The organism is Thauera propionica, from assembly GCF_002245655.1.
In the GTDB taxonomy this organism is placed as follows: Bacteria; Pseudomonadota; Gammaproteobacteria; order Burkholderiales; family Rhodocyclaceae; genus Thauera; species Thauera propionica.
On the sequence record NZ_NOIH01000013.1, the window covers coordinates 1 to 21,382 of the forward strand.

18 protein-coding genes and 1 riboswitch are annotated in these 21,382 nt (G+C 65.8%); of the genes, 9 read left to right on the forward strand and 9 right to left on the reverse strand.

Features of this window, described 5'->3' with window-relative positions:
• Positions 1 to 361: 361 nt before the first annotated feature.
• Positions 362 to 447, forward strand: a riboswitch (glycine riboswitch).
• A 191-nt stretch (positions 448 to 638) separates the two neighbouring features.
• The 4 genes from gcvT (at position 639) to CGK74_RS11495 (ending at position 6,856) form a co-directional block, all read left to right on the forward strand.
• Positions 639 to 1,730, forward strand: a complete 1,092-nt coding sequence (gene gcvT, locus CGK74_RS11480) for a glycine cleavage system aminomethyltransferase GcvT (RefSeq protein WP_094268618.1) — start codon at positions 639 to 641, stop codon at positions 1,728 to 1,730.
• Between the two features lie 64 nt (positions 1,731 to 1,794).
• Positions 1,795 to 2,181: a glycine cleavage system protein GcvH gene (gene gcvH, locus CGK74_RS11485; protein WP_094268619.1), complete on the forward strand. Its 387-nt coding sequence runs from the start codon at positions 1,795 to 1,797 to the stop codon at positions 2,179 to 2,181.
• Between the two features lie 30 nt (positions 2,182 to 2,211).
• Positions 2,212 to 5,106 (forward strand): aminomethyl-transferring glycine dehydrogenase, encoded by a 2,895-nt coding sequence (gcvP, locus tag CGK74_RS11490; protein WP_094268620.1) that lies wholly within the window; start codon positions 2,212 to 2,214, stop codon positions 5,104 to 5,106.
• A gap of 136 nt (positions 5,107 to 5,242) precedes the next feature.
• Entirely contained in the window at positions 5,243 to 6,856 is a 1,614-nt protein-coding gene (locus CGK74_RS11495) for a glycoside hydrolase family 17 protein (RefSeq protein ID WP_094268621.1), read from the forward strand.
• Here CGK74_RS11495 and CGK74_RS11500 read toward each other — a convergent pair.
• Entirely contained in the window at positions 6,755 to 7,192 is a 438-nt protein-coding gene (locus CGK74_RS11500) for a hypothetical protein (protein WP_240498703.1), read from the reverse strand. The two genes, CGK74_RS11495 and CGK74_RS11500, sit on opposite strands and share 102 nt — an antisense overlap.
• Positions 7,193 to 7,460: 268 nt before the next feature.
• On the opposite strand from CGK74_RS11500, the gene CGK74_RS11505 reads away from it, so the two are divergent.
• Complete coding sequence (locus tag CGK74_RS11505; protein ID WP_094268622.1) at positions 7,461 to 10,076, forward strand: glycosyltransferase; 2,616 nt, start codon at positions 7,461 to 7,463, stop codon at positions 10,074 to 10,076.
• Positions 10,077 to 10,173: 97 nt separating this feature from the next.
• Here CGK74_RS11505 and CGK74_RS11510 read toward each other — a convergent pair whose 3' ends face one another.
• The 8 genes from CGK74_RS11510 to CGK74_RS11545 all read right to left on the reverse strand — a co-directional run bounded on the left by CGK74_RS11510 (position 10,174) and on the right by CGK74_RS11545 (position 16,734).
• Positions 10,174 to 11,511, reverse strand: a complete 1,338-nt coding sequence (locus CGK74_RS11510) for an SLC13 family permease (RefSeq protein ID WP_094268623.1) — start codon at positions 11,509 to 11,511, stop codon at positions 10,174 to 10,176.
• 96 nt (positions 11,512 to 11,607) lie between these two features.
• The gene (locus CGK74_RS11515; protein ID WP_094268624.1) at positions 11,608 to 12,864 is read right to left on the reverse strand and encodes a 6-phosphofructokinase; all 1,257 of its coding nucleotides are present in this window, start codon (positions 12,862 to 12,864) and stop codon (positions 11,608 to 11,610) included.
• Between the two features lie 128 nt (positions 12,865 to 12,992).
• The gene (adk, locus tag CGK74_RS11520; RefSeq protein WP_094268625.1) at positions 12,993 to 13,646 is read right to left on the reverse strand and encodes an adenylate kinase; all 654 of its coding nucleotides are present in this window, start codon (positions 13,644 to 13,646) and stop codon (positions 12,993 to 12,995) included.
• Positions 13,647 to 13,732: 86 nt separating this feature from the next.
• Positions 13,733 to 14,506, reverse strand: a complete 774-nt coding sequence (kdsB, locus tag CGK74_RS11525) for a 3-deoxy-manno-octulosonate cytidylyltransferase (RefSeq protein ID WP_094268626.1) — start codon at positions 14,504 to 14,506, stop codon at positions 13,733 to 13,735.
• Between the two features lie 5 nt (positions 14,507 to 14,511).
• Positions 14,512 to 14,703 (reverse strand): Trm112 family protein, encoded by a 192-nt coding sequence (locus CGK74_RS11530; RefSeq protein WP_094268627.1) that lies wholly within the window; start codon positions 14,701 to 14,703, stop codon positions 14,512 to 14,514.
• The gene (gene lpxK, locus CGK74_RS11535) at positions 14,684 to 15,682 is read right to left on the reverse strand and encodes a tetraacyldisaccharide 4'-kinase (RefSeq protein ID WP_094268628.1); all 999 of its coding nucleotides are present in this window, start codon (positions 15,680 to 15,682) and stop codon (positions 14,684 to 14,686) included. The genes CGK74_RS11530 and lpxK overlap by 20 nt, the downstream gene beginning before the upstream one ends.
• 9 nt (positions 15,683 to 15,691) lie before the next feature.
• The gene (locus CGK74_RS11540) at positions 15,692 to 16,114 is read right to left on the reverse strand and encodes an ExbD/TolR family protein (RefSeq protein WP_094268629.1); all 423 of its coding nucleotides are present in this window, start codon (positions 16,112 to 16,114) and stop codon (positions 15,692 to 15,694) included.
• A gap of 11 nt (positions 16,115 to 16,125) precedes the next feature.
• A complete protein-coding gene (locus CGK74_RS11545; protein ID WP_094268630.1) occupies positions 16,126 to 16,734 on the reverse strand; it encodes a MotA/TolQ/ExbB proton channel family protein in 609 nt (202 codons plus the stop codon).
• 349 nt (positions 16,735 to 17,083) lie between these two features.
• Here CGK74_RS11545 and xseA point away from each other — a divergent pair, with 349 nt between their 5' ends.
• The 4 genes from xseA (at position 17,084) to tal (ending at position 21,319) form a co-directional block, all read left to right on the forward strand.
• Positions 17,084 to 18,466, forward strand: a complete 1,383-nt coding sequence (xseA, locus tag CGK74_RS11550) for an exodeoxyribonuclease VII large subunit (protein WP_206186237.1) — start codon at positions 17,084 to 17,086, stop codon at positions 18,464 to 18,466.
• A gap of 159 nt (positions 18,467 to 18,625) precedes the next feature.
• A complete protein-coding gene (locus CGK74_RS11555) occupies positions 18,626 to 19,210 on the forward strand; it encodes a superoxide dismutase (RefSeq protein WP_004262252.1) in 585 nt (194 codons plus the stop codon).
• A 116-nt stretch (positions 19,211 to 19,326) separates the two neighbouring features.
• Complete coding sequence (locus tag CGK74_RS11560) at positions 19,327 to 20,127, forward strand: pseudouridine synthase (RefSeq protein WP_094268631.1); 801 nt, start codon at positions 19,327 to 19,329, stop codon at positions 20,125 to 20,127.
• Positions 20,128 to 20,242: 115 nt separating this feature from the next.
• Positions 20,243 to 21,319, forward strand: a complete 1,077-nt coding sequence (gene tal, locus CGK74_RS11565; RefSeq protein WP_094268632.1) for a transaldolase — start codon at positions 20,243 to 20,245, stop codon at positions 21,317 to 21,319.
• Positions 21,320 to 21,382: the final 63 nt, after the last annotated feature.

Here is a 21,382-nt window from a genome sequence, read left to right on the forward strand (position 1 = left end):
GAACCGCTGCCACCCGGCAACGAAGAAGCGAGATTATGAACAAAACCACCAACCTCGTCAAGCACCCGCCGAAACTTTTTTAACCGCAGCGCCCGAATCCTCGAACACCCCCAAAGCCCCGACGAAGCCCTCGCTTCGCCCCTCCAGCTCCGCTACCGCCTCCGAAGAAGCTGCGTCAGCGCTGAAAGAGGTGCGCATTATAGACACCCAAACAACACCGTCAACTCAAAAACACAATAAAGAAATCTATCGACGCATTCCGCAGCGGGGGCGCCTCCGGATCCCCTCAATCACCGGCGAGATGCTCCCTCGCGCATCAGCGAAAAACACTCCCGCAGCAGCGGTCGATATGTTAAGTTGCGCGCGTCACGCGGGAGAGAACTCCCCCTGGAGTCGCCGAAGGCGCAACCCCCGGAACCGCTCAGGCAAAAGGACCGCGTGCGAAGTACAAGTCTGGAGAGCGGCGCGGACATCGCAGCATGTCACGGGCCCACCGAAGGGGCACTCGCCAGGATTCGTCTATATATATGTATGGATGTAATCCGGGACGAAATCTCTCAGGTACAAGGGACAGATGGGGCGAGCCTGGCCTATGGCCGTGCTCGCCCCTTTTCGTTCACTACCGGAGCCCGCTCTCGATGAGTACCCCTTCCAGACACACCCCGCTTCATGCCGCCCACGTCGCGGCCGGTGCCCGCATGGTCGATTTTGCCGGCTGGGACATGCCGGTCAACTACGGTTCGCAGATCGAGGAGCACCACGCGGTGCGACGCGATGCGGGCATGTTCGACGTATCACACATGCTGTCGCTGGATCTGGCCGGTCCGGATGCAACCGTTTTCCTGCGCGGACTGCTCGCAAATGACGTGATCAAGCTTACGGCGCCAGGCAAGGCCCTGTACTCCTGCATGCTCAATGCGCACGGGGGCGTCATCGACGACCTGATCGTTTACCGCTTCGGGCCCAGCGACTATCGTCTAGTGGTCAACGCGGGGACGGCGGACAAGGACGTCGCCTGGATGCGCGCGCGCATTGCTACAACTGGCGCCAACGTCACCCTCGAGGGTCGGCGCGATCTGGCGATGATCGCGGCCCAGGGACCGCGCGCCGTCGAGCGTGCCACCGCTGCGATTCCCGAGCTCTCGACCGCCAACGGCGTTCCGGGTCCGTTCAGCGCCGCACGCCTTGGCGATCTGCTGGTTGCCCGTACCGGCTACACCGGTGAGGACGGACTGGAAATCGCCGTACCAGCGACACGCGCAGAACAGATGTGGAACGCGCTCGTCGCCGCAGGCGTGAAGCCCTGCGGACTCGGCGCACGCGACACCTTGCGTCTCGAAGCCGGCATGAACCTTTACGGGCAGGACATGGACGATACCGTCTCGCCGCTCGATGCCGGGCTGGCGTGGACCGTCGACCTCAAGGACGACAGTAGGGACTTCGTCGGGCGTACCGCACTCGAAGCAAATCCCGCAAGCCGCCGCCTGCTGGGCCTCATCCTCGAGGACAAGGGCGTCCTGCGTTCTCATATGAAGGTCTTCACCGCCGCAGGTGAAGGCGAGACGACCAGCGGCAGCTACTCGCCCACGCTCGAACAGTCCATCGCGTTCGCGCGTGTCCCGCTTGCCTCACAGCCCGGCGAGGCCGTGGAGGTCGAGATTCGCGGCAAACGCCTGAAGGCACGCACGGTCAAGCTGCCTTTCGTGCGCAACGGCAAACCGCTCGTTTAAACCCCGCCCCGCTGCCGGCGGGGCTCCCGAACACGATTCATCCCTCTTTCAATTGGAGCGCACCATGAGCAACATTCCCGCCGATCTGAAGTACACCCAGTCCCACGAATGGATCCGCGTCGAGGCAGACGGCACCCTGACGATCGGCGTCACCGACCACGCCCAGGAGGCCCTCGGCGACGTGGTCTTCCTGGAACTGCCCGAGGCTGGCCGCGAGGTCGCTGCGGGCGACGCCTGCGCCGTGATCGAATCGGTCAAGGCCGCATCGGACATCTACGCCCCGGTTGCCGGCGAGATCGTCGCCAACAACCAGGATGCGGTCGATGCGCCCGAGAGCGTCAATGCCGACGCCTACGCAACCTGGCTGTTCAAAATCAAGCCCGCGAATGCCGGCGATGTTGCTGCCCTGATGGACGCCGCTGCATACGCGGCTGAGATCGCCGAAGCCTGAGAGCCAAAGCACGAGTACTCCGGAACGACCATGACTGCTTCCCTGCTATCTGCTCCGCTTTCCCGGCTGGAGCAGCGCGATGCCTTCGTCCATCGCCACCTCGGCCCGAACGCGAACGAGATTGCGCACATGTGCGCCACGCTCGGCCTGCCCGACATCGACGCGCTGATAGACCAGACCGTGCCCGCCGGCATTCGGCTCGATGCCCCACTGCCGCTGGCCGACGCCTCGCCCGAACATGAAGCGCTGGCGCGACTGAAAGCCATCGCCGGCCGTAACGTCATCAAGAAGTCCATGATCGGCATGGGCTACTACGGCACCCACACGCCTGCGGTAATCCTGCGCAACGTGATGGAGAACCCGGGCTGGTACACCGCCTACACGCCTTACCAGGCGGAAATCGCACAGGGCCGCCTCGAAGCCCTGCTCAATTACCAGCAGATGGTGATCGACCTCACCGGGCTCGAGCTTGCCAACGCCTCGCTGCTCGACGAAGCAACGGCCGCGGCCGAGGCGATGACGATGGCGCACCGGGTCTCGAAATCCAAGTCGAACGTGTTCTTCATCGATGAAGCCTGCTTCCCGCAGACGATCGACGTCGTCCGCACCCGTGCCCACTACTTCGGCTACGAGCTGGTGTTCGGCAAGGCGGACGAAGCTGCGGCACACGACGCGTTTGGCGCGCTGCTCCAGTATCCAAACGTACGCGGCGCGGTGAGCGACCTGAGCGCCACCATCGCCGCACTCAAGGACAAGGGCACGGTCGTCGCTGTCGCCTCCGACCTGATGGCGCTGGTGCTGTTGAAGAGCCCGGGCGCCATGGGTGCGGACATTGCGCTCGGCTCAGCCCAGCGCTTCGGCGTACCGATGGGGTTCGGCGGTCCGCATGCGGCCTTCTTCGCCACTCGCGAAGCCTTCGTGCGCTCGATGCCCGGCCGGATCATCGGCGTATCCAAGGATGCCCGCGGCAAGACCGCGCTGCGCATGACCCTGCAAACGCGTGAGCAGCATATCCGTCGCGAGAAGGCGAACTCGAACATCTGCACCTCGCAGGTGCTGCTGGCCAACATGGCCGGCTTCTACGCCGTCTATCACGGCCCCGAAGGGCTGCGCACGATCGCCGCGCGCATCCATCGCCTGGCGGCCCTGCTCGCCGCAGGTCTGCGGGACGGCGGTTTCGACATCGGTCAGGCCGCCTTCTTCGACACGGTCGAAGTCGACGTCGGCGCACGCGCCGCGGCCATCCTCGAAGCCGCCGAAGCGGCTGGCTTCAATCTGCGCAGCGTGTCCGGTACCCACCTGGGCTTGTCGGTCGACGAGACCACGACGCGCGAGGACATCGCTGCCGTGCTGGGCTGCTTCGGTGTTGCCACCGACCTCGACGCGCTGGACGCCCACGTCGCCGAAGCGGGGGGCGCCCTGCCTGCCGAGTTGCTGCGCAGTGACTCCATCCTGTCGCACCCAGTGTTCAACGCACACCACACCGAGCACGAGATGCTGCGCTACCTGAAGAAGCTGCAGAATCGCGACCTCGCGCTCGACCATTCGATGATCTCGCTCGGCTCGTGCACGATGAAGCTGAACGCGACCAGCGAGATGATTCCGGTCACCTGGCCGGACTTCGCCAACCTGCACCCGTTCGCACCGCGCGAGCAGGCGGCAGGCTACCTCGAGATGATCGAGGGCCTGGCCGACTACCTGCGCGCCGTCACCGGCTTCCCGGCGATCTGCATGCAGCCCAACTCGGGCGCGCAGGGCGAATACGCCGGCCTGGTCGCGATCGCCCGCTACCACGCCAGCCGTGGCGAGGCGCACCGCAATGTCTGCCTGATCCCGAAGTCGGCGCACGGCACCAACCCGGCGACCGCGCAGATGTGCGGCATGCAGGTGGTCGTGGTCGATTGCGACGACAACGGCAACGTCGACGTCGATGACCTCAAGGCCAAGGCCGGAAAGCACGCGGGCCAGCTCGCGGCGCTGATGATTACCTACCCGTCGACGCATGGCGTGTTCGAGGAGTCGATCCGCGAGATCTGCGCGATCGTGCATCAGCACGGCGGCCAGGTGTACATGGACGGTGCCAACCTCAACGCCCAGGTCGGCCTGACCTCGCCGGCGACGATCGGCGCCGACGTGTCGCACATGAACCTGCACAAGACCTTCTGCATTCCGCATGGCGGCGGCGGCCCGGGCATGGGGCCGATCGGCCTGGCGGCGCACCTCGCGCCCTTCATGGCCGACCACGTCGTGCAGCCCACCGGCGGTGCCGACCGGCCCAACCTCGGCCAGGGGGCCGTCTCGGCCGCGCCCTTCGGCTCGGCCAGCATCCTCCCGATCTCGTGGATGTACATCACGATGATGGGCGGCGAAGGGCTCAAGCAGGCGACCCAGGTGGCGATCCTCAACGCCAACTACCTTGCCGCACGCCTCAAGGACCACTACCCGGTGCTCTACACCGGCAGCCAGGGCCGCGTCGCGCACGAGTGCATCCTCGACATCCGCCCGATCAAGGCGGCGACCGGCATCTCCGAGGTCGACATTGCCAAGCGCCTGATGGACTACGGGTTCCACGCACCGACGATGTCCTTCCCTGTACCGGGCACCATCATGGTGGAGCCGACCGAGTCGGAAGACCTTGGCGAGCTGGAGCGCTTCGCGGCGGCGATGATCGCGATCCGCGACGAGATCCACCAGATCGAGGCCGGCACCTGGCCCGCGGAGGACAACCCGCTGAAGAACGCCCCGCACACACAGGCCGACTTCATCGGCGAGTGGTCCCGCCCATACTCGCGCGAACAGGCGGTGTTCCCGCTGCCCTGGGTGGCGGATAACAAGTTCTGGCCCAGCGTGAATCGCATCGACGACGTTTACGGCGACCGCAACCTGTTCTGCGCCTGCGTGCCAATGAGCGACTACGAAGCCTGAGTCCGGTAGAATCCCGGCGCTTCTCCGAAGAAGCCACGCTCGATACGGCGTGGCTTCTTTTTTGACTTTCGCCAAGCGCTGGCGGCGACTCCGACCGTCGAGCCATCTCCCCTTCCGTCACAGAAAATCAGCCCGAATGTCGAACCCCAACGCAAACAACAAGACACTCTGGTCGAGTCTTCTGCTCACTCATCTCGCTCTGCTCGCCGGCCTGCTGGCCTGGGTTGCATGGCAGACGCAACCGGTCGAAATGCACGACCTGCACCTGAGCGATGGCGAGAAGCTGAAATGCGTTTCCTATGCGCCCTATCATCGTCCGGGGCAGACACCGTTCGAAGAGAGCCTGCGCATCCCCCATGAGCAGATCGCCGCGGACCTCGCCGCCTTGGCGAAGATCACCGACTGCGTCCGTCTGTATTCCGTGGATCAGGGTCTGGAGCAAGTCCCTGCGGTTGCGCGGGAGGTCGGTATCAAAGTCCTGCTCGGCGCGTGGATCGGCCACGACCGGGAGAAGAATGCGCTGGAGTTGGACCGCGCCATCGCGCTGGCCAACGCCAACGCCGACGTCGTCAGCGCACTGATCGTCGGCAACGAGGTCCTGCTGCGTCGCGAGCGCACCGAAGACGAGATGCGCGCCCTGATCCGCAACGCGAAATCGCGCGCCACGGTTCCGGTGACCTACGCCGACGTATGGGAATTCTGGACGCGGCACGACAGCCTCGCACACGAGGTCGACTTCGTGACGATACACATCCTGCCGTTCTGGGAGGACGAACCGGTCGACATCGAGCACGCGCTGGAACATGTCGCCGCTACCCGCACCCAGGTGGGCGAGCACTTCGCTGGCAAGCACATCCTGATCGGCGAGACGGGCTGGCCTAGCCAGGGGCGACAGCGCGAGGAGTCACGCCCCTCGCAGGTCAACCAGGCGCGCTACGTGCGGGAGTTCGTGCATCAGGCGCATGAGCGCGGTTGGGACTACAACCTGATCGAAGCCATCGACCAGCCCTGGAAGCGCAAGCTCGAAGGCACGGTGGGCGGCTTCTGGGGCATGCTGGATGCGCACACGCTCGCGCCCAAGTTCCCGCTGTCGGGACCGGTGGCCGAGCGGAATTCGCTGACCGCGCCACTGCTGGCGACCGCCGCGGGTGCACTCGCCGGCCTGCTGCTGGCCCTGGGCAGCAAGGGCGGCGGTGCGCTGCGCACTAGCGCGCTGGTGATCCTTGGCGCCACCAGCGGCCTCATTGCCCTGCTCCATGCCGAGCACGCACAGGTCGCCTACCGCAATGCGCTTGAATGGACTCTCCTAAGTGCCGTCGCCGCGATTGCCGTGCTGCTGGCGGCGACGTTCGCGCTCTGGCGCGGTACGCCAATCCCCGCGGCCGCGCACGCCTGGCATACGATCCGCGGCAGACAGGCCGGCTTCGGCATCGCCCATGTCCTCGGCCTGCTGCGCGGCGTACTGCTGTTCTCAGCGGCCGTCGCCGCCCTGCTACTGTTCGTCGATTCGCGCTACCGCGACTTCCCGACCCTGCTCTACCTGGCGCCCGCGGCGCTGCTCGGGGTGATTGGCTGGTTTCAGCCGGCCCACGCCCGGGCTGAACGCATCTTCGCCGTCGTCATCGCCCTTTCGGTTGTCGGACGCTGGCTACCCGAGCCGGCGAACCCCCAGGCCATCGGCTGGTTGCTGACCGGCCTGGCGCTCGCCCTGCCCGTCGTGTTGGTGCGGTCGCGCCAGCACGAGCAGTGACAGCAGGGCGCCTACTGCGGCCGGATCGTAACTGTAGAACACCAGCCCCGCCAGGCCGCTCAGCCATCCGGCCCATGCGAAGCGGCGACACCCGAGCGCAAAGGCCAGCGCCCCGCAGGCCAGGCTGAACCAGCCGATGCGCTGGTGCAGGAAGCTCTGCACCAGCGCCGTCTTGAACGTGCACAAAGCCCCTTGCGCCTCCACCAGACTGCAGTCGCGCGGCAATACGCCATTCTCCAGCAGACCGTGGCGTACGCCCAGCGCGAAACCCAGGACCAGCAGTGCCCAGACGACGATTGCTGCGATACCGTGTTTGCCCAAACTATTTGGCCTCATTCCGCGTTTCCCTTGTAAATCAGCACTTCGGCCCGCGCTTCAAGCGATGTTGCAAATTGGCACTGAATGTGGCTCGTAAGCAGCTGAAATCGTGCATAAAATGCCGTCGCTCGATACCGACGGCGAAAGGCGCGATTGTGTCACATGGATTTCACCCGCGGTATTTGCGCGCTGCAGTAGTCGGTTCTCGCCGATTGTTCCATGATTTAAATGGTGGAACTTCCATCCACCGAGTTCTTCCCTCTTGCTCCGCCCTTCAGGACCCGACATGAAACACGCCGCCTCGATCCTCTACCGTGTCGCGATTGCGCTCGCCATCGCTGCGGGGGTCGCGTTCTTCCAGTACTGGATCTGGCAGCAATTCAACCGCGGTGCCGAGCACATCGGCACCAACCAGAGCATCAAGGGCTTTGCCTACAACGGTTTTCAGCGTGATCAGAGTCCGCTGAAGGGCACCTACCCCACCACTGAACAGCTTGCCGCCGACCTTGATCTGCTTGGGCGCATGTCCGACGGACTGCGCACCTATGGCGTCACCGACCTGCCAACATTGCTCGACCTGGCCGGAGAGCGCGACATGGTCGTCACCGCCGGCGCGTGGCTGGATCCGGACCGGGAGAAGAACGAGCGCGAAATCACCGCGCTGATCGAGGCGGCACGCAAGATGCGACACGTTGAGCGCCTGATGGTGGGCAACGAGTCCATCCTGCGTGGCGACCTGAGCGCCAGCGACGTGATCGAGTATCTCGACCGCGTACGCAAGGCCGTGCGCAAGCCGGTCTCGACCGCCGAGCCGTGGCACGTCTGGCTGAAATATCCCGAGCTCGCCAAGCACGTCGACTACATTACCGTTCACCTCTTGCCCTACCACGAGGGCGTGCCGGTGGAAGCCGCGGTGGAGTACGCCTTCCAGCGCTACGACGAGCTGGTAAAGACCTTCCCGCGCAAGAAAATCGTGGTGGGCGAAATCGGCTGGCCGAGCAAGGGTCCGACTCTGGGCGCTGCCGTGCCTTCGCTCGACAACGAGGCGCGTTTCATCCGCGACTTCCTCGCTCATCCGCGCACTGCGCGCATCGACTATTTCCTGATGGAGGCCATCGACCAACCGTGGAAGGTGGATGTCGAGGGCTGGGCCGGTCCCTACTGGGGCATGTTCAACGCCGACCGCGAGCAGAAGTTCCCGCTCGAAGGCATCATCGAGCGCGATCCGCACTGGGCCAAGAAAGCCGCCAACGCCGCCGCGCTCGCCTTCCTGCCTATGCTGCTGATCGCCTTCTTCCTGTCGGACTGGAACGTCTTCGGTCGCGTCTTCCTCGCCGGCCTGATCCAGGCCTGCGTATCAACCCTGATCGTCGGCCTCAACGTGCCGGTCGAGTACTACCTCACCCAGCGCGACCTCATCGGCCTCGGACTGCTGATCGGCGCCACGGTGCTCACCGCCGCAGTGCTGCTGTCGCACGGCTTCGAGTTCGGCGAGATGCTGTTCAAGAAGAAGTGGCAACGCCGCTTCATGCCGCTGCCGCCGCATGATCCGGACATGCAGCCTTTCGTTTCGGTGCATCTGGCCTGCTACAACGAGCCGCCCGAGATGGTGATCGCCACCATCGACAGCCTGGCGAAGATGAACTACCAGAACTTCGAAGTGCTGGTACTGGACAACAACACCCGCGATGAAGCGCTGTGGAAGCCGCTGGAGAAGCGTTGCGCCGAACTCGGCCCGCGTTTCCGCTTCTTCCATCTCGCCAACTGGCCGGGATTCAAGGCCGGCGCGCTGAATTACGGCCTCAAGGTCACCGATCCGCGCGCCGAAGTCGTCGGCGTGGTCGATGCGGATTACGTCGTCGATCCGGACTGGCTCGCCAGCCTGATCCCTCACTTCGACAAGCCCGACGTCGCCGTAGTGCAGGCGCCGCAGGCGCATCGCGACTGGGAAGGCCAGCCCTTCAAGCGCATGTGCAACTGGGAGTTCGACGGTTTCTTCCGCATCGGCATGCACCATCGCAACGAGCGCAACGCGCTGATCCAGCACGGCACCATGACGCTGGTGCGTCGCATCGCGCTGGAAGAAGTCGGCGGCTGGTCGGAATGGTGCATCTGCGAGGACACCGAGCTCGGTTTGCGCCTGATCGAGAAGGGTTACGACACCCGCTACGTCGACCACATCCTCGGCCGCGGCCTCACGCCGTCGGGCTTCGCCGCGATCAAGAGCCAGCGCTTCCGCTGGGCCTTCGGCGCGATGCAAATCCTCAAGGCGCACCTGCCGCAGATGATCGGCCGCAGCAACCTCAACCTCGCGCAGCGCTATCACTTCCTCACCGGCTGGTTCGCCTGGCTGGGCGATGCGCTGCAACTGGTGTTCGCCTTCGGCAGTCTGATCTGGACGCTGGGCATCCTGCTGTTCCCGAAGGCCTTCGGCCTGCCCGTGATCGCACTGGCCTTGCCCATCCTTGGCTTCATGGCCTTCAAGGCCGCGCTCGGCCCCATCCTTTACCGTCGCACCATGGACTGCCCGTGGAAGGACATCCTCGGCGCATCGATCCTGTCGGTCGGCCTGGCGCACGCGATCGCGCGCGGCGTGTTCGCCGGCCTGGTCAAGAAGAAGGGGGTGTTCGTCGTGACCCCCAAGGGCTGGCGTGGCGGCGGTGCGCTCGCATTCTTCAACCCGATCCGCGAGGAGATCGGCATGCTGTTCGCCCTGCTCCTTGGTGCGGCCACGCTGGTTGCCCAACGCGGTGCCGACAACCTCGAGACCCAGCTCTGGGTCGGTATCCTGTGCCTGCAGTGCATCCCTTACGTTGCGGCCATCCTGTGCCAGGTTGCGGCCTACATGCCTGAGCGCCCCGTGCCGGGCGAACACGGCGGGGCGGTCCCCAGCAACGCCTGAGCATTCACATCCGCGTCGCAAACGTTGAAGGGGGCGGTCGCATGACCGCCCCCTTCACGCATTCGGGCCCTTAGCCGCCGGCCAATCCCGCTTCGCTTCAATGCAGCATCAGGGCAAGGGCTGCGGCAAGGACCAGTACCGGATACACCAGCACCGTGACCCACAGCCCACAGCGGATCATCTCGCGTTGCGGCACCTTGCCGGTCCCGAAAACGATGGCGTTGGGCGGCGTCGCCACTGGCAGCATGAAGGCGCAGGACGTACCGACCGCGACGAGGACGGCGAGCGGAACGCTATCGATATGCGGCGCGAGCCCGAGGAAAAGCGGGATCAGCAATGCGGCGCTTGCGGTGTTGCTGGTGACTTCGGTCAGCAGCAGGGCAAACAGCACCATCAAGGCCAAGCAGGCCAGCACCGGCAAGGCGAGCAGCGGGTCGCCCAGTTGCGCCGCCAGCCACGTCGCTGCACCGCTCTCGGCCAGCACCTTGCTGAGCGCCAGCCCGCCACCGAACAGCAGCAGCACGCCCCACTCCGTACCGCGCTCGATGTCGGCCCAGTTCGCAAGCCCGAGAGCGTGCAGCAACAGCAGGGCAAGCACCGCGACAGCGGCGTCGTAACCCCGCACGACACCGAGCGCGGCGCCCAGGGGGGCGCCGAATACCCACAGCAGAACGACCAGCCCGAACAGCGCCATCATCCACTTCTGTCCGCGCGTCCATGCGCGCGCGACCTCGGTCTGGGGTACGAAGAAGTCCAGGCGCGGCTTCAGGGCCCGGCGCAACGCGATCTCCATCAGGGGCATCAGCACCAGCACCAGCGGAATGCCCCACACCAGCCAGCCTGCGAAGCTGATACCCACATTGCTCGCCGCGATCGCATTGGGCGGGCTGCCAACGAGGGTGCCAATGCCGCCCACGTTGGCCGAGAACGCCACGCCGAGCAGGACGTAGGTATAGGTCGCCCGGTCGCGCTCTGGTGACACCGCAGTCAGCAGGCCGAGCGCGAGCGGTAGCATCATGGCCGCGGTCGCGGTGTTGCTGATCCACATCGACAGGAAAGCTGTGAGCCAGAACAGCCAGCGCACCGCGCGCCCGAAGTCGCTGCCGGCGCGGCTCAGGACCTCCGCCGCCATCCAGCGATCGAGCCCCTGCCGCTGCAGACCTGCCGCCAGCGCGAAACCGCCGATGAAGAGGAAGATCACCGGATCGGCGAACTGCAGCAGGGCCTCGTCGAAAGCCATCGCGCCGCTCAGCCCCGCCAGCAGCGGCACCAGCAGCGCAGTCACACTCACATGCAGCGCTTCGGAGACCCACAGCCAGGCAATCGTCGCCAACAGGGCGAGCCCCGCGGCCGTTCGCCCAAGTTCCTCGGCCAGCATGAACTCGATGCCGAAGAACAGCAGTCCGGCGATCAGGAGGTTTACGTTACGACGCATAACGCACCACCTCATGAGTTGCCGCAAGGCCCCCTTCACCGCCGCCCGCGCGTCGGAGGCTCAAGCGGGTGAGGCGAAATTTCGATGCGATCATTGTCAGGCGGCCCACGGCGACAGGCGCCGCGGCACCCGCAACAGTGGCAGCGCCCCGTAGTCGGGCAGTCCATCGCGCGTGGCCTGCGCCACCTCCCCGCCGATCAGCGGCCGGATGTAGTCGCAGGCTGCGTGGGTAACGTGCAGCCCGTCGGCACGCAGGAACGCCGGAGGTAGCTTGCGCTCCAGATTCGCAATACGTCCCGCGTCCTCCGTGGTGACGTCCCAGCGGTAGGGCGCGTCACCAAGGCGCCGGATGGCCGGGAATACGCCGTCGTGTCCATCCAGTGCGAGTTCCACCGCCGCCCGGCCGACAGCCACCGCCTGCGCGTGATCGACCGCCGACAGCCAGTGCCCCGCCGAACGCTGCAGGTAATCGGGGATCGCCCAGTGATGCTTGTAGCCCAGTCGTTCATGGATCATGCGTGCGATCGCGGAACCCGCACCGCCCAGTTGCACGTAGCCACGCGGGTCGCGGGATTTCTCCATGATCAGGCTGCCATCCGGACGGCGGATGCCCTCGGCAACCGTGATCGCGCAATAGCCGAGACGCTCGGTGACACGCTGGACTTCGGCAAGAAAGGCCTCTTCGTCGAAGGTCGCCTCGGGAACGAGCACGATGTGCGGCGCGGCATCGGGGTCGCCGTTCGCGGCCAGCGCCGTAGCAGCCGCCAGCCAGCCCGTGTTGCGCCCCATCACCTCCATCACGAACACGCTGCCCCGACTGCCGACCATCGACGCGATGTCGAGCCCGGCTTCGAGCATCGAGGTCGCCAGGTACTTCGCCGCCGAACCGAATCCGGGGCAGCAGTCGGTGCCGACGATGTCGTTGTCCACGGTCTTCGGCACGCCGACGCATATCAGCGGATAGGCGCGCTCGCGTGCGGCATCGCGCAGGCGGGCGACTGCATCCATCGAGCCATTGCCGCCGTTGTAGACGAAGTAACCAATGTCGTGCGCCGCGAACACCTCGAACAGTCGGTCCGTGACCCGGTGCCCGTCATCGCTCGGCACGTCGAAGCGACACGAGCCGAAAGCGCCGCCGGGCCGCAGCGTCAACCGGGCAAGTGCGTCTTGGTCGAAGGCTTCGGTGTCGTAGAGATCCTCGGCCAGCACGCCGAGAATGCCCCGGCGGGCGGCGAACACCTTGCCGATGCGCTCCGGCCGGGCCCGCGCGGCGGAAATGACCGCCGCCGCCGAAGCGTTGATGACGGCGGTGACACCGCCGGAATGGGCGTACAGGAGATTGGATCGCATCATGGTTCATCCAGCTTGCCGGCCTAGTTTGACGGCACGCTTACACCGGCGCACGGCGCGCCGCATCGCAGCAAAACAAAACGGCCGGCACCCGATCAAGGGTCCCGGCCGCGAGACGGGCTATGCCGAGCTTACTTCAGCGCTTCGAATGCGCGCGCGGTGATCTCGTCGACGGCGCCGAGGCCAGCAATCTTGCGTACCTTGGGCGCGTTGGCATCGCCGGAGGCGGCCCACTTGCTGTAGTACTCGACCAGCGGCTTGGTCTGCGCATGATAGACGTCGAGACGCTTCTTTACCGTCTCCTCCTTGTCGTCGTCGCGCTGCACCAGATCCTCGCCGGTCACGTCGTCCTTGCCCTCGACCTTCGGCGGGTTGTATTTGACGTGGTAGGTGCGGCCCGAAGCCAGGTGGGCACGGCGACCGCTCATGCGCTCGACGATCTCGGCATCGGGCACGTCGATCTCGAGCACGAAGTCGATCGGCACACCGGCGTCCTTCATCGCGTCGGCCTGCGGGATGGTGCGGGGGAAGCCGTCGAACATGTAGCCGGACTTGCAGTCATCCTGCTGCAGGCGATCCTTGACCAGGCCGATGATGATGTCGTCTGACACCAGACCACCCGCGTCCATGACCTTCTTGGCCTCGATGCCCAGCGGCGTGCCGGCCTTGACCGCAGCGCGCAGCATGTCGCCTGTGGAGATCTGCGGAATGCCGAACCTCTCCTTGATGAAGTTGGCCTGCGTACCCTTGCCCGCTCCCGGCGGCCCCAAAAGAATCAGTCGCATACACCCTCCCGATGAATGTCGGCCGTTAAATATGGCCCATTGTTAATACAGAATTTTCTGGAACTTAACCGACGCGGCGTGTGGGGTCAAACTCCTGCAACGCGGTAGACCTCCCGGACACGCTCCAGATCCTCCGGCGTGTCTACGCCGGCCGCCGGCGCGGACGCCAAGTCAAGGACCTGAATCCGATATCCATGCCACAGCGCACGCAACTGCTCGAGCGCCTCCCAATGCTCGAGCGGCGAAGGCTCCAGTTGCGCGTACCGCCGCAGGAAGGACACCCGGTAGGCGTACAGGCCAACGTGGCGGCGCATCGGCAGTCCCAGCGGAATCTCGTCGCGGCGCCCTGCCCACGCGTCCCGGGCCCAGGGAATCGGGGCGCGGGAAAAGTACAGTGCGCGCCCCGCCGCATCGCACACGACCTTGACGACATTGGGGTTGAACGCATCGTCGGCCGAGACCAAGGCATGGGCGGCCGTCGCAATGGCCGCATCGGGATCGGCGGCCAGCGCCTCGGCCACCGCCGCCACCGCGGCCGGGTCGATCAACGGCTCGTCGCCCTGCACATTGACCACGATCTCGTCGTCACCCCAACCCCGCAGGCCGGCGACTTCGGCCAGACGGTCGGTGCCGCTGGGGTGGTCAGCACGGGTCATCACGGCCTGCCCGCCCGCTGCGAGCACGGCGTCGCGCACCCCTTCGTGGTCGGTCGCAACGCAGACCTCGATCGCGCCGGCGCCGGCAACGCGCTCGAGCACGCGCACGATCATCGGCTTGCCGCAGATATCCGCCAGTGGCTTCGCCGGCAGCCGCGTCGAGGCGTAACGTGCCGGCACAACGATGCGGAACGGGCTCGTCATCGCGCTCACTTGCGCAGCGAGTCCACTTCCTCGGCGCTCATCGTGCGCGCTTCCTCGTCGAGCATCACCGGAATGCCATCACGAATCGGGAAGGCCAGGCGGTCTGCCTTGCAGACGAGCTCCTGCTTGTCCTTCAGGTAGTCCAGCGGCCCCTTGCATAGCGGGCAGACGAGGATTTCAAGCAGTCGTGCGTCCATTCTTCAGTTTCTCCAGGATGCGTTCGGCGGCACCCGAACCGATCTGCGCCTCCACCGGGAACTCCCAGCAGTCGTCAGGCGCGAAAGCCCTGCATTTTACCGCATCCTTCGAGGTCATCAGGATCGGCGCTCCATCCTCGAACGACAGATCTTCGGGCGCGAACACATGATGATCCGGGAACGGATGGCGGATCGGGTCGAGGCCGAGCGCCTCGAGCTGCTCGAAGAAGCGCTCGGGACGTCCGATGCCCGCCACGGCGTGAACCGCACGGCCGGCCAACTGCACGACTGGCACGGTGCGCGATGGGTCATCGAGCGAGCGCAGCAGCCCTCCTGCGAGTGCCATCGGATAGGACGGCACCTCCTTCAGGGCGACTGCCAGCGCGGGCGAGAGATCGCCATGCGCGATCACGAGATCAACCTCGCCCAGACGCCCCAGGGGCTCGCGCAGCGGGCCCGCCGGCAACAGCATTCCGTTGCCGAGCGTTGCCGGGTCGACCACCGCGATCTCCATCGCGCGGCCGAGGCGGTAATGCTGCATGCCATCGTCGGACACGATGACATCGCACCCCGGATGCAGGCGCAGCAGCTCACGTGCAGCCGCTGGCCGATCGCGTCCGACGACCAGCGGACACGCGCACGACGACGCCAGCAGCACCGGCTCGTCGCCGTAAACGGCCGGATCGCCATCGGCAGGCACTTGCGCCACGCCCGTCACCGTTCCGCCATGACCGCGACTGACGATGCCCGGCGAGTATCCTGCGGCACGCAGACGCGAGATAAGCCATTGCACAACCGGTGTCTTGCCGCTGCCGCCCACGGCAATATTGCCGACGACGATCACCGGCACGGGCAGCCGCTCGCCGCGCGTACGTCGCCGGCGCAAACGGGCAAGCATGCCGAACAGCAAGGAAAGTGGGGACAGCAGCCAGGCGATGGCGCCGCGCCGGCGCCAGAAAGCAGGAGCCCGGGCAGGCATGTCAGGCGATCACTGCGCCGGTGCCTGGGTTGCAAACGTGACGTGACCGAAACCCGCGCGCTGCGCGGCCTGCATCACGTCGATCACGCTTTGATGTGCAGCCTTGGCATCGGCATTGATGACGACCACCGGTTCGCTGCCGCCAGCCGGCGCCGCCTTGCCGAGCGCCGTGGCGAGCGACTCGATGCTGCGATCGGCCACCGGCTGCCGATTGACGGTCACCTCGCCGGCAGCCGTCACCGCCACGATGATCTCGTTGGGAACGGATTCCGCGCCGGCGGACTCCGCCGACGGCAGATTGATCTCCAGCCCGGAGATCTTCGAGAAGGTCGTCGTCAGCATCAGGAAGATGATGATGACGAGCACGACATCGATGAGCGGGATCAGGTTGATCTCGGGCTCGGCACTCCGGCTGCCGCGGCGGAAGTTCATGCTCGACACCCTCAGTCGCGACGCTCGCCGTGGGCAACCTCGACCAGCTTGATCGCCTGCTGCTCCATGTCGATGACGAAGTCGTCGATCAGGGCCCGGAAGTGACGCCAGAAGATCATTGACGGGATCGCGATGATGAGGCCGATGCCGGTGGTGTACAGCGCGATGGAGATGCCCTTGGCGAGTTGCGCCGGGTTCGCGCCATTGACGCCCTGGGACGCGAAGATGTCGATCATGCCGATGATGGTGCCGAACAGGCCCAGCAGCGGGCTGATCGCGGCGATCGTGCCAAGGGTGGTCATGAAGCGCTCGAGTTCGTGCGCAACCGCGCGACCGGTTTCCTCGATCGCCTCCTTCATCATTTCCCGCGGGCTGCTGACGTTGCGCAGACCGGCGGCCAGGACCCGCCCCAGCGGCGAATGCGCGCCGACGCGCTCGACCATCGCGGCCGACACCCCATGCTGACGCAGGTCGTTCAAGACGTTGTCGAGAAGACCGGACGGCACCACACGCGAACGACGCAGCGTGACGGAGCGCTCGATGATCAGCGCAAGCGCCACGACCGAAGCCAGAATCAAAGGCCAGATTGGCCAGCCCACTGCCTGGATGATCGCGAACACGCTGTCAGGTCTCCCGTATGCAAAGGCGGAACTTTAGCGCCGCAGCCCCGGGCCGACAAGGGCGAGCGACGCACCCAATGACAAAGGAGAGAATCCACCCGGCATTTTCCATGGTGCACCGCGGGAGTAAAAAGCAATCCACAAAAGCTGTGGATAACTTTGTGGGTTTTTTCTGGATGTCGCCGTGGAACCCAATGGCGGCAAGCCTCCGAACACTCCGATGCAAAATTGTGCAACAAATTACATCTATTAAAAACAATGAGTTATAAATCGCCCCCTTGAAGATCAAGGACTTGCATCGAGGGGCTTGACAGGGGGTGACGGCTGTGGATTCCGATACAATCCACGCATGTTCGACTCAGCCACTTCCCTCGATAACACGCCCTCACGTCCCACCGCGGGTGCGACTTCGCCGATCCTGAGCGTATCGACCCTCAACAGGCTCGCGCGCGAGGCGCTCGAGGCCGCCTTGCCCCTGATGTGGATCTCAGGCGAGATCTCCAACCTGACCCGTGCCGCCTCAGGCCATCTCTATTTCACCCTCAAGGACGCGAACGCGCAGGTGCGCTGCGCGATGTGGCGCAACCGCGCACAGTTGCTCGCATTCCGGCCCGAGAACGGCATGCGTGTCGAGGTGCGCGCGCTGGCGACCCTTTACGAGGCGCGCGGCGACTACCAGCTCAACGTCGAGACCATCCGGCCGGCGGGCATCGGCGACCTGGCCGAAGCCTTTCGCCGGCTGAAGGACAAGCTGGGCGCCGAGGGTCTGTTCGACCCGGCGGGACGCCTCGCGCTGCCGCGCTTCCCGCGCGGGATCGGCATCGTCACCTCGCCGGCGGCGGCCGCACTGCGCGACGTGCTCGTCACGCTGAGGCGCCGCGCGCCCCATGTTCCGGTCGTCTTGTATCCAGCGCCGGTCCAGGGCGCGGATGCAGCTGCACGGCTGGTCGACGCGCTGATGACCGCTGGGCGTCGCGCCGCCGCGGACGGCGTCGAGCTTCTTCTTCTGGTGCGCGGCGGCGGCAGCCTGGAAGACCTGTGGTCCTTCAACGACGAGGCCCTCGCGTGTGCGATCCACGCCTGTCCACTGCCCGTGGTCAGCGGCGTGGGGCACGAGACCGATTTCACCATCGCCGATTTCGTCGCCGACCTGCGCGCGCCCACACCCACCGGTGCGGCCGAGATCGCCACCACCGGCTGGCACGCTGCCGCCGGCGAGACTGCCGTGATCGCCGCCCGATTGCAGCGCAGCATCGCGCGCCGGCTGGAGAATCTCGAACAGCGGGTTGATCGCGCCTCGCTCCGTCTGGTGCATCCGCGCGAGCGCCTGCGTCGCGCTTCCGCCGAACTCACCGTGCAGGGCAGCCGACTGCAGCGGACGATGCAGCACCAGCTCGAGCGTGCGCGTTTTCACCTGGCAGCGCTCGATCTTCGCCTGGCCCGCGCACGCCCGGTGTTTTCCGCCAGGCTGGACAGGGTGGAGGCACTATCGGGACGGCTCGCGCGTGCTGCGCAGCAGCTACTGGACGCACGACTGAGCCGGCTCGAGGCGCTCGAATCGCACCTCCAGCATCTCAGCCCCGAATCGGTGCTGGCACGCGGCTACGCCATCGCCCGCGACGCCCATGGTCACGTGCTGCGTTCGGCACGACAGGTAGCCGAGAATGAGGTGGTTGACGTCCAGCTCACCGACGGCACTCTGCGAACCCGCGTAACGGGCCACGGTCTATGATGAAGGCGTGAAGTCCTGGCCCCTGCTGCCTCCTCGCCTTTCGCTGCGTCCCGGGAGCGCCTAAGATGTCGGCTTCCAGGATTGTCAGTGACGCATATTCCTGACTAGAATCGTCGGGCTTTTCCCCAAGAATCCGAGAACCTGCAATAGGAGAGACGAATGGAACACACCCTGCCCGCCCTGCCGTATGCCAAGGACGCCCTGGCCCCGCACATCTCGGCCGAGACGCTCGAGTTCCACTACGGCAAGCACCACCAGGCCTACGTGACCAACCTGAACAACCTGATCAAGGGCACCGAGTACGAGAACCTCGACCTCGAAGCCATCATCAAGAAGGCGCCGGCCGGCGGCATCTACAACAACTCCGCCCAGGTCTGGAACCACACCTTCTTCTGGAACAGCATGAAGCCGAACGGCGGCGGCGAGCCGACGGGCGCGCTGGCTGACGCCATCAAGGCCAAGTGGGGTTCGTTCGAGGACTTCAAGAAGGCCTTCCAGACCTCGGCCGTGGGCAACTTCGGCTCGGGCTGGACCTGGCTGGTGAAGAAGGCCGACGGCTCGGTCGACATCGTCAACATGGGCGCCGCCGGCACCCCGCTGACCACGGGCGACACCGCGCTGCTCTGTATCGACGTATGGGAGCACGCCTACTACATCGACTACCGCAACCGTCGTCCGGACTTCGTCGCCACCTTCCTCGACAAGCTGGCCAACTGGGATTTCGCGGCGCAGAACTTCGCCTGATCCCTGCCGGCCCGGTCCTGCAGACCGAGCCTTCGCAGCTGCGAAAGCGACCCTCGGAGGTCGCTTTCGCACTTTTTGGCCCTGCGCCCTTCGACACGCCCCTCCAGCCAGCCCCCATGCTCGACATCCTCTACCGTGACGAATGGCTGGTCGCCATCCACAAACCGTCCGGCTTGCTGGTGCATCGCAGCCCGATCGCGGCTAGGGAGGAACGCTTCGCGGTGCAACTGCTGCGGGACCAGATCGGACGCAGGGTATTCCCCGCGCACAGGCTCGACCGCGGCACCTCGGGATTGCTGCTGTTCGCGCTCGACGCCGGGATGGCGGCGGCACTGGGCGCACAGTTCGAAGCGCGCACGGTGCAGAAGCGCTATCTCGCCGTCGTGCGCGGCCACCCCGCCGAAGCCGGCGTCATCGACCATCCGCTCGTCCGCAAACTCGACGCGATCGAGCGCCGGCACGGCCGAGGCGCCGGTTCGCGCGACGCCCTGCCCGAGGACGAGGACATCGATCCGGGGGACGAGCCGCAGAAGGCGGATGGCGCCACTGCCGCCCAGCCCGCGCTAACGCATTTCCGGCGACTTGCCACCGCCGAACTGCCCCACGCGGTCGACCGCTACCCGACCAGCCGTTACGCCCTGGTCGAACTCACGCCGGAAACCGGCCGGCGCCATCAGTTGCGCCGCCACCTCAAGCACCTTTCGCACCCGATCATCGGCGACGCGACCTACGGCAAGGGCCGTCACAACCGGCTGTTCCAGACTCTGTTCGGCTGCCAGCGCATGCTGCTCGCCTGCACCGCCCTGAGCGTCGCACACCCGGCGACGGGCACCCCGCTGCATTTCACGGCGCCATTGGCGGACGATTTCCGTGCCGTACTCCGGCACCTGGGTTGGGACGACGTCGTTCCGGACTGAGCCCATCACCAGTCCCCGGCTGCGGCGTTTTCAGGGCACAATCAATGTCAGGCCTGCAATCGGCACCGCGCCCGATGCCGCAATACCGTCCCACCCCGACCAACCAGGTACATCGATGAACCCGCTGCTTCAGGTACGCCAGCACGGCCAGCAGATCTGGCTCGACAACCTCTCCCGCACCCTGCTCAACGACGGCCACCTTGCGCGCTTCGTCGCCGAGGACGGCATTGCCGGCGTGACGACCAACCCGGCGATTTTCCATAAGGCGATCGCGGGCGGACGCTACTACGAAGACGATCTGTCGGCCCTCAAGCGGCAGGCACTGAGCGCCGAAGCACGCTACGAAGCCCTCGTGATTCCGGACGTCCAACGCGCCTGCGACCTGCTCGTCCCCCTGCATCGCGACAGCGGCGGCAGCGCCGGCTATGTCAGCCTGGAAGTGTCGCCCGCGCTGGCCCACGATGCCGACGGCACGGTCTCGGCCGGTCTGCGTCTCAAGGCCGCGGTGAACCGCCCCAACCTGCTGATCAAGGTTCCCGCCACCCCGGCCGGCGTCGACGCCATAGAACGCCTCATCGCTGAAGGCGTCAGCGTCAACGTAACCCTGATGTTCTCGCTCGCGCACGTCGAAGCCGTGGCGAGTGCCTACCTGCGGGGCCTGTCGCGCTTGTGCGCGGCCGGTGGCGATCCGTCGCCGGTGATGTCGGTCGCCAGCCTTTTCCTGTCGCGTGTGGATACCTTGATCGACAAGCAGCTCGAAGAGCTGGGTGGTGACGCGCTCGACTTGCGTGGCAAGAGCGCGGTTGCGACGGCCAAGCTCGCCTACCAGCGCTATCTGGCACGCTTCCACGGCGAGGAGTTCGCTGCGCTGAAGGCAAGGGGCGCCCGCCCGCAATACATGCTGTGGGCCAGTACCGGCACCAAGAACCCGGCCTACAGCGACCTCCTTTACGTCGAACCGCTGATCGGTGCGGAGACGGTCAACACGCTCCCCGACGCTACGCTCGACGCCCTGCGTGACCACGGCCGCATTGACTCGACGCTGGCCCGGGACGTGGACGGCGCCGAGGCGCAGTACGCCGCGCTCGAGCGCCTCGGCATCGATCTCGGCGCTGCAGGTGAACGACTGCAGCAGGAAGGCCTCGCGCAGTTCGAACAGGCCTTCGCCGCACTGCTCGAACTCACGGCCTGAACCCGGGCTGCACGCCATGCAAAAGGGCCGCCCTCAGGCGGCCCTTTTGCATCCGGCGGATGC

Coding starts and splice junctions, on each gene's coding strand:
- xseA (WP_206186237.1), top strand. CDS start 17,084: ATGTTCGACTCAGCCACTTCCCTCGATAACACGCCCTCACGTCCCACC.
- tal (WP_094268632.1), top strand. CDS start 20,243: ATGAACCCGCTGCTTCAGGTACGCCAGCACGGCCAGCAGATCTGGCTC.
- CGK74_RS11540 (WP_094268629.1), bottom strand. CDS start 16,114: ATGAACTTCCGCCGCGGCAGCCGGAGTGCCGAGCCCGAGATCAACCTG.
- CGK74_RS11510 (WP_094268623.1), bottom strand. CDS start 11,511: ATGCGTCGTAACGTAAACCTCCTGATCGCCGGACTGCTGTTCTTCGGC.
- CGK74_RS11500 (WP_240498703.1), bottom strand. CDS start 7,192: ATGAGGCCAAATAGTTTGGGCAAACACGGTATCGCAGCAATCGTCGTC.
- CGK74_RS11555 (WP_004262252.1), top strand. CDS start 18,626: ATGGAACACACCCTGCCCGCCCTGCCGTATGCCAAGGACGCCCTGGCC.
- CGK74_RS11560 (WP_094268631.1), top strand. CDS start 19,327: ATGCTCGACATCCTCTACCGTGACGAATGGCTGGTCGCCATCCACAAA.
- gcvP (WP_094268620.1), top strand. CDS start 2,212: ATGACTGCTTCCCTGCTATCTGCTCCGCTTTCCCGGCTGGAGCAGCGC.
- adk (WP_094268625.1), bottom strand. CDS start 13,646: ATGCGACTGATTCTTTTGGGGCCGCCGGGAGCGGGCAAGGGTACGCAG.
- gcvH (WP_094268619.1), top strand. CDS start 1,795: ATGAGCAACATTCCCGCCGATCTGAAGTACACCCAGTCCCACGAATGG.
- lpxK (WP_094268628.1), bottom strand. CDS start 15,682: ATGCCTGCCCGGGCTCCTGCTTTCTGGCGCCGGCGCGGCGCCATCGCC.
- gcvT (WP_094268618.1), top strand. CDS start 639: ATGAGTACCCCTTCCAGACACACCCCGCTTCATGCCGCCCACGTCGCG.
- CGK74_RS11530 (WP_094268627.1), bottom strand. CDS start 14,703: ATGGACGCACGACTGCTTGAAATCCTCGTCTGCCCGCTATGCAAGGGG.
- CGK74_RS11495 (WP_094268621.1), top strand. CDS start 5,243: ATGTCGAACCCCAACGCAAACAACAAGACACTCTGGTCGAGTCTTCTG.
- kdsB (WP_094268626.1), bottom strand. CDS start 14,506: ATGACGAGCCCGTTCCGCATCGTTGTGCCGGCACGTTACGCCTCGACG.
- CGK74_RS11505 (WP_094268622.1), top strand. CDS start 7,461: ATGAAACACGCCGCCTCGATCCTCTACCGTGTCGCGATTGCGCTCGCC.
- CGK74_RS11515 (WP_094268624.1), bottom strand. CDS start 12,864: ATGATGCGATCCAATCTCCTGTACGCCCATTCCGGCGGTGTCACCGCC.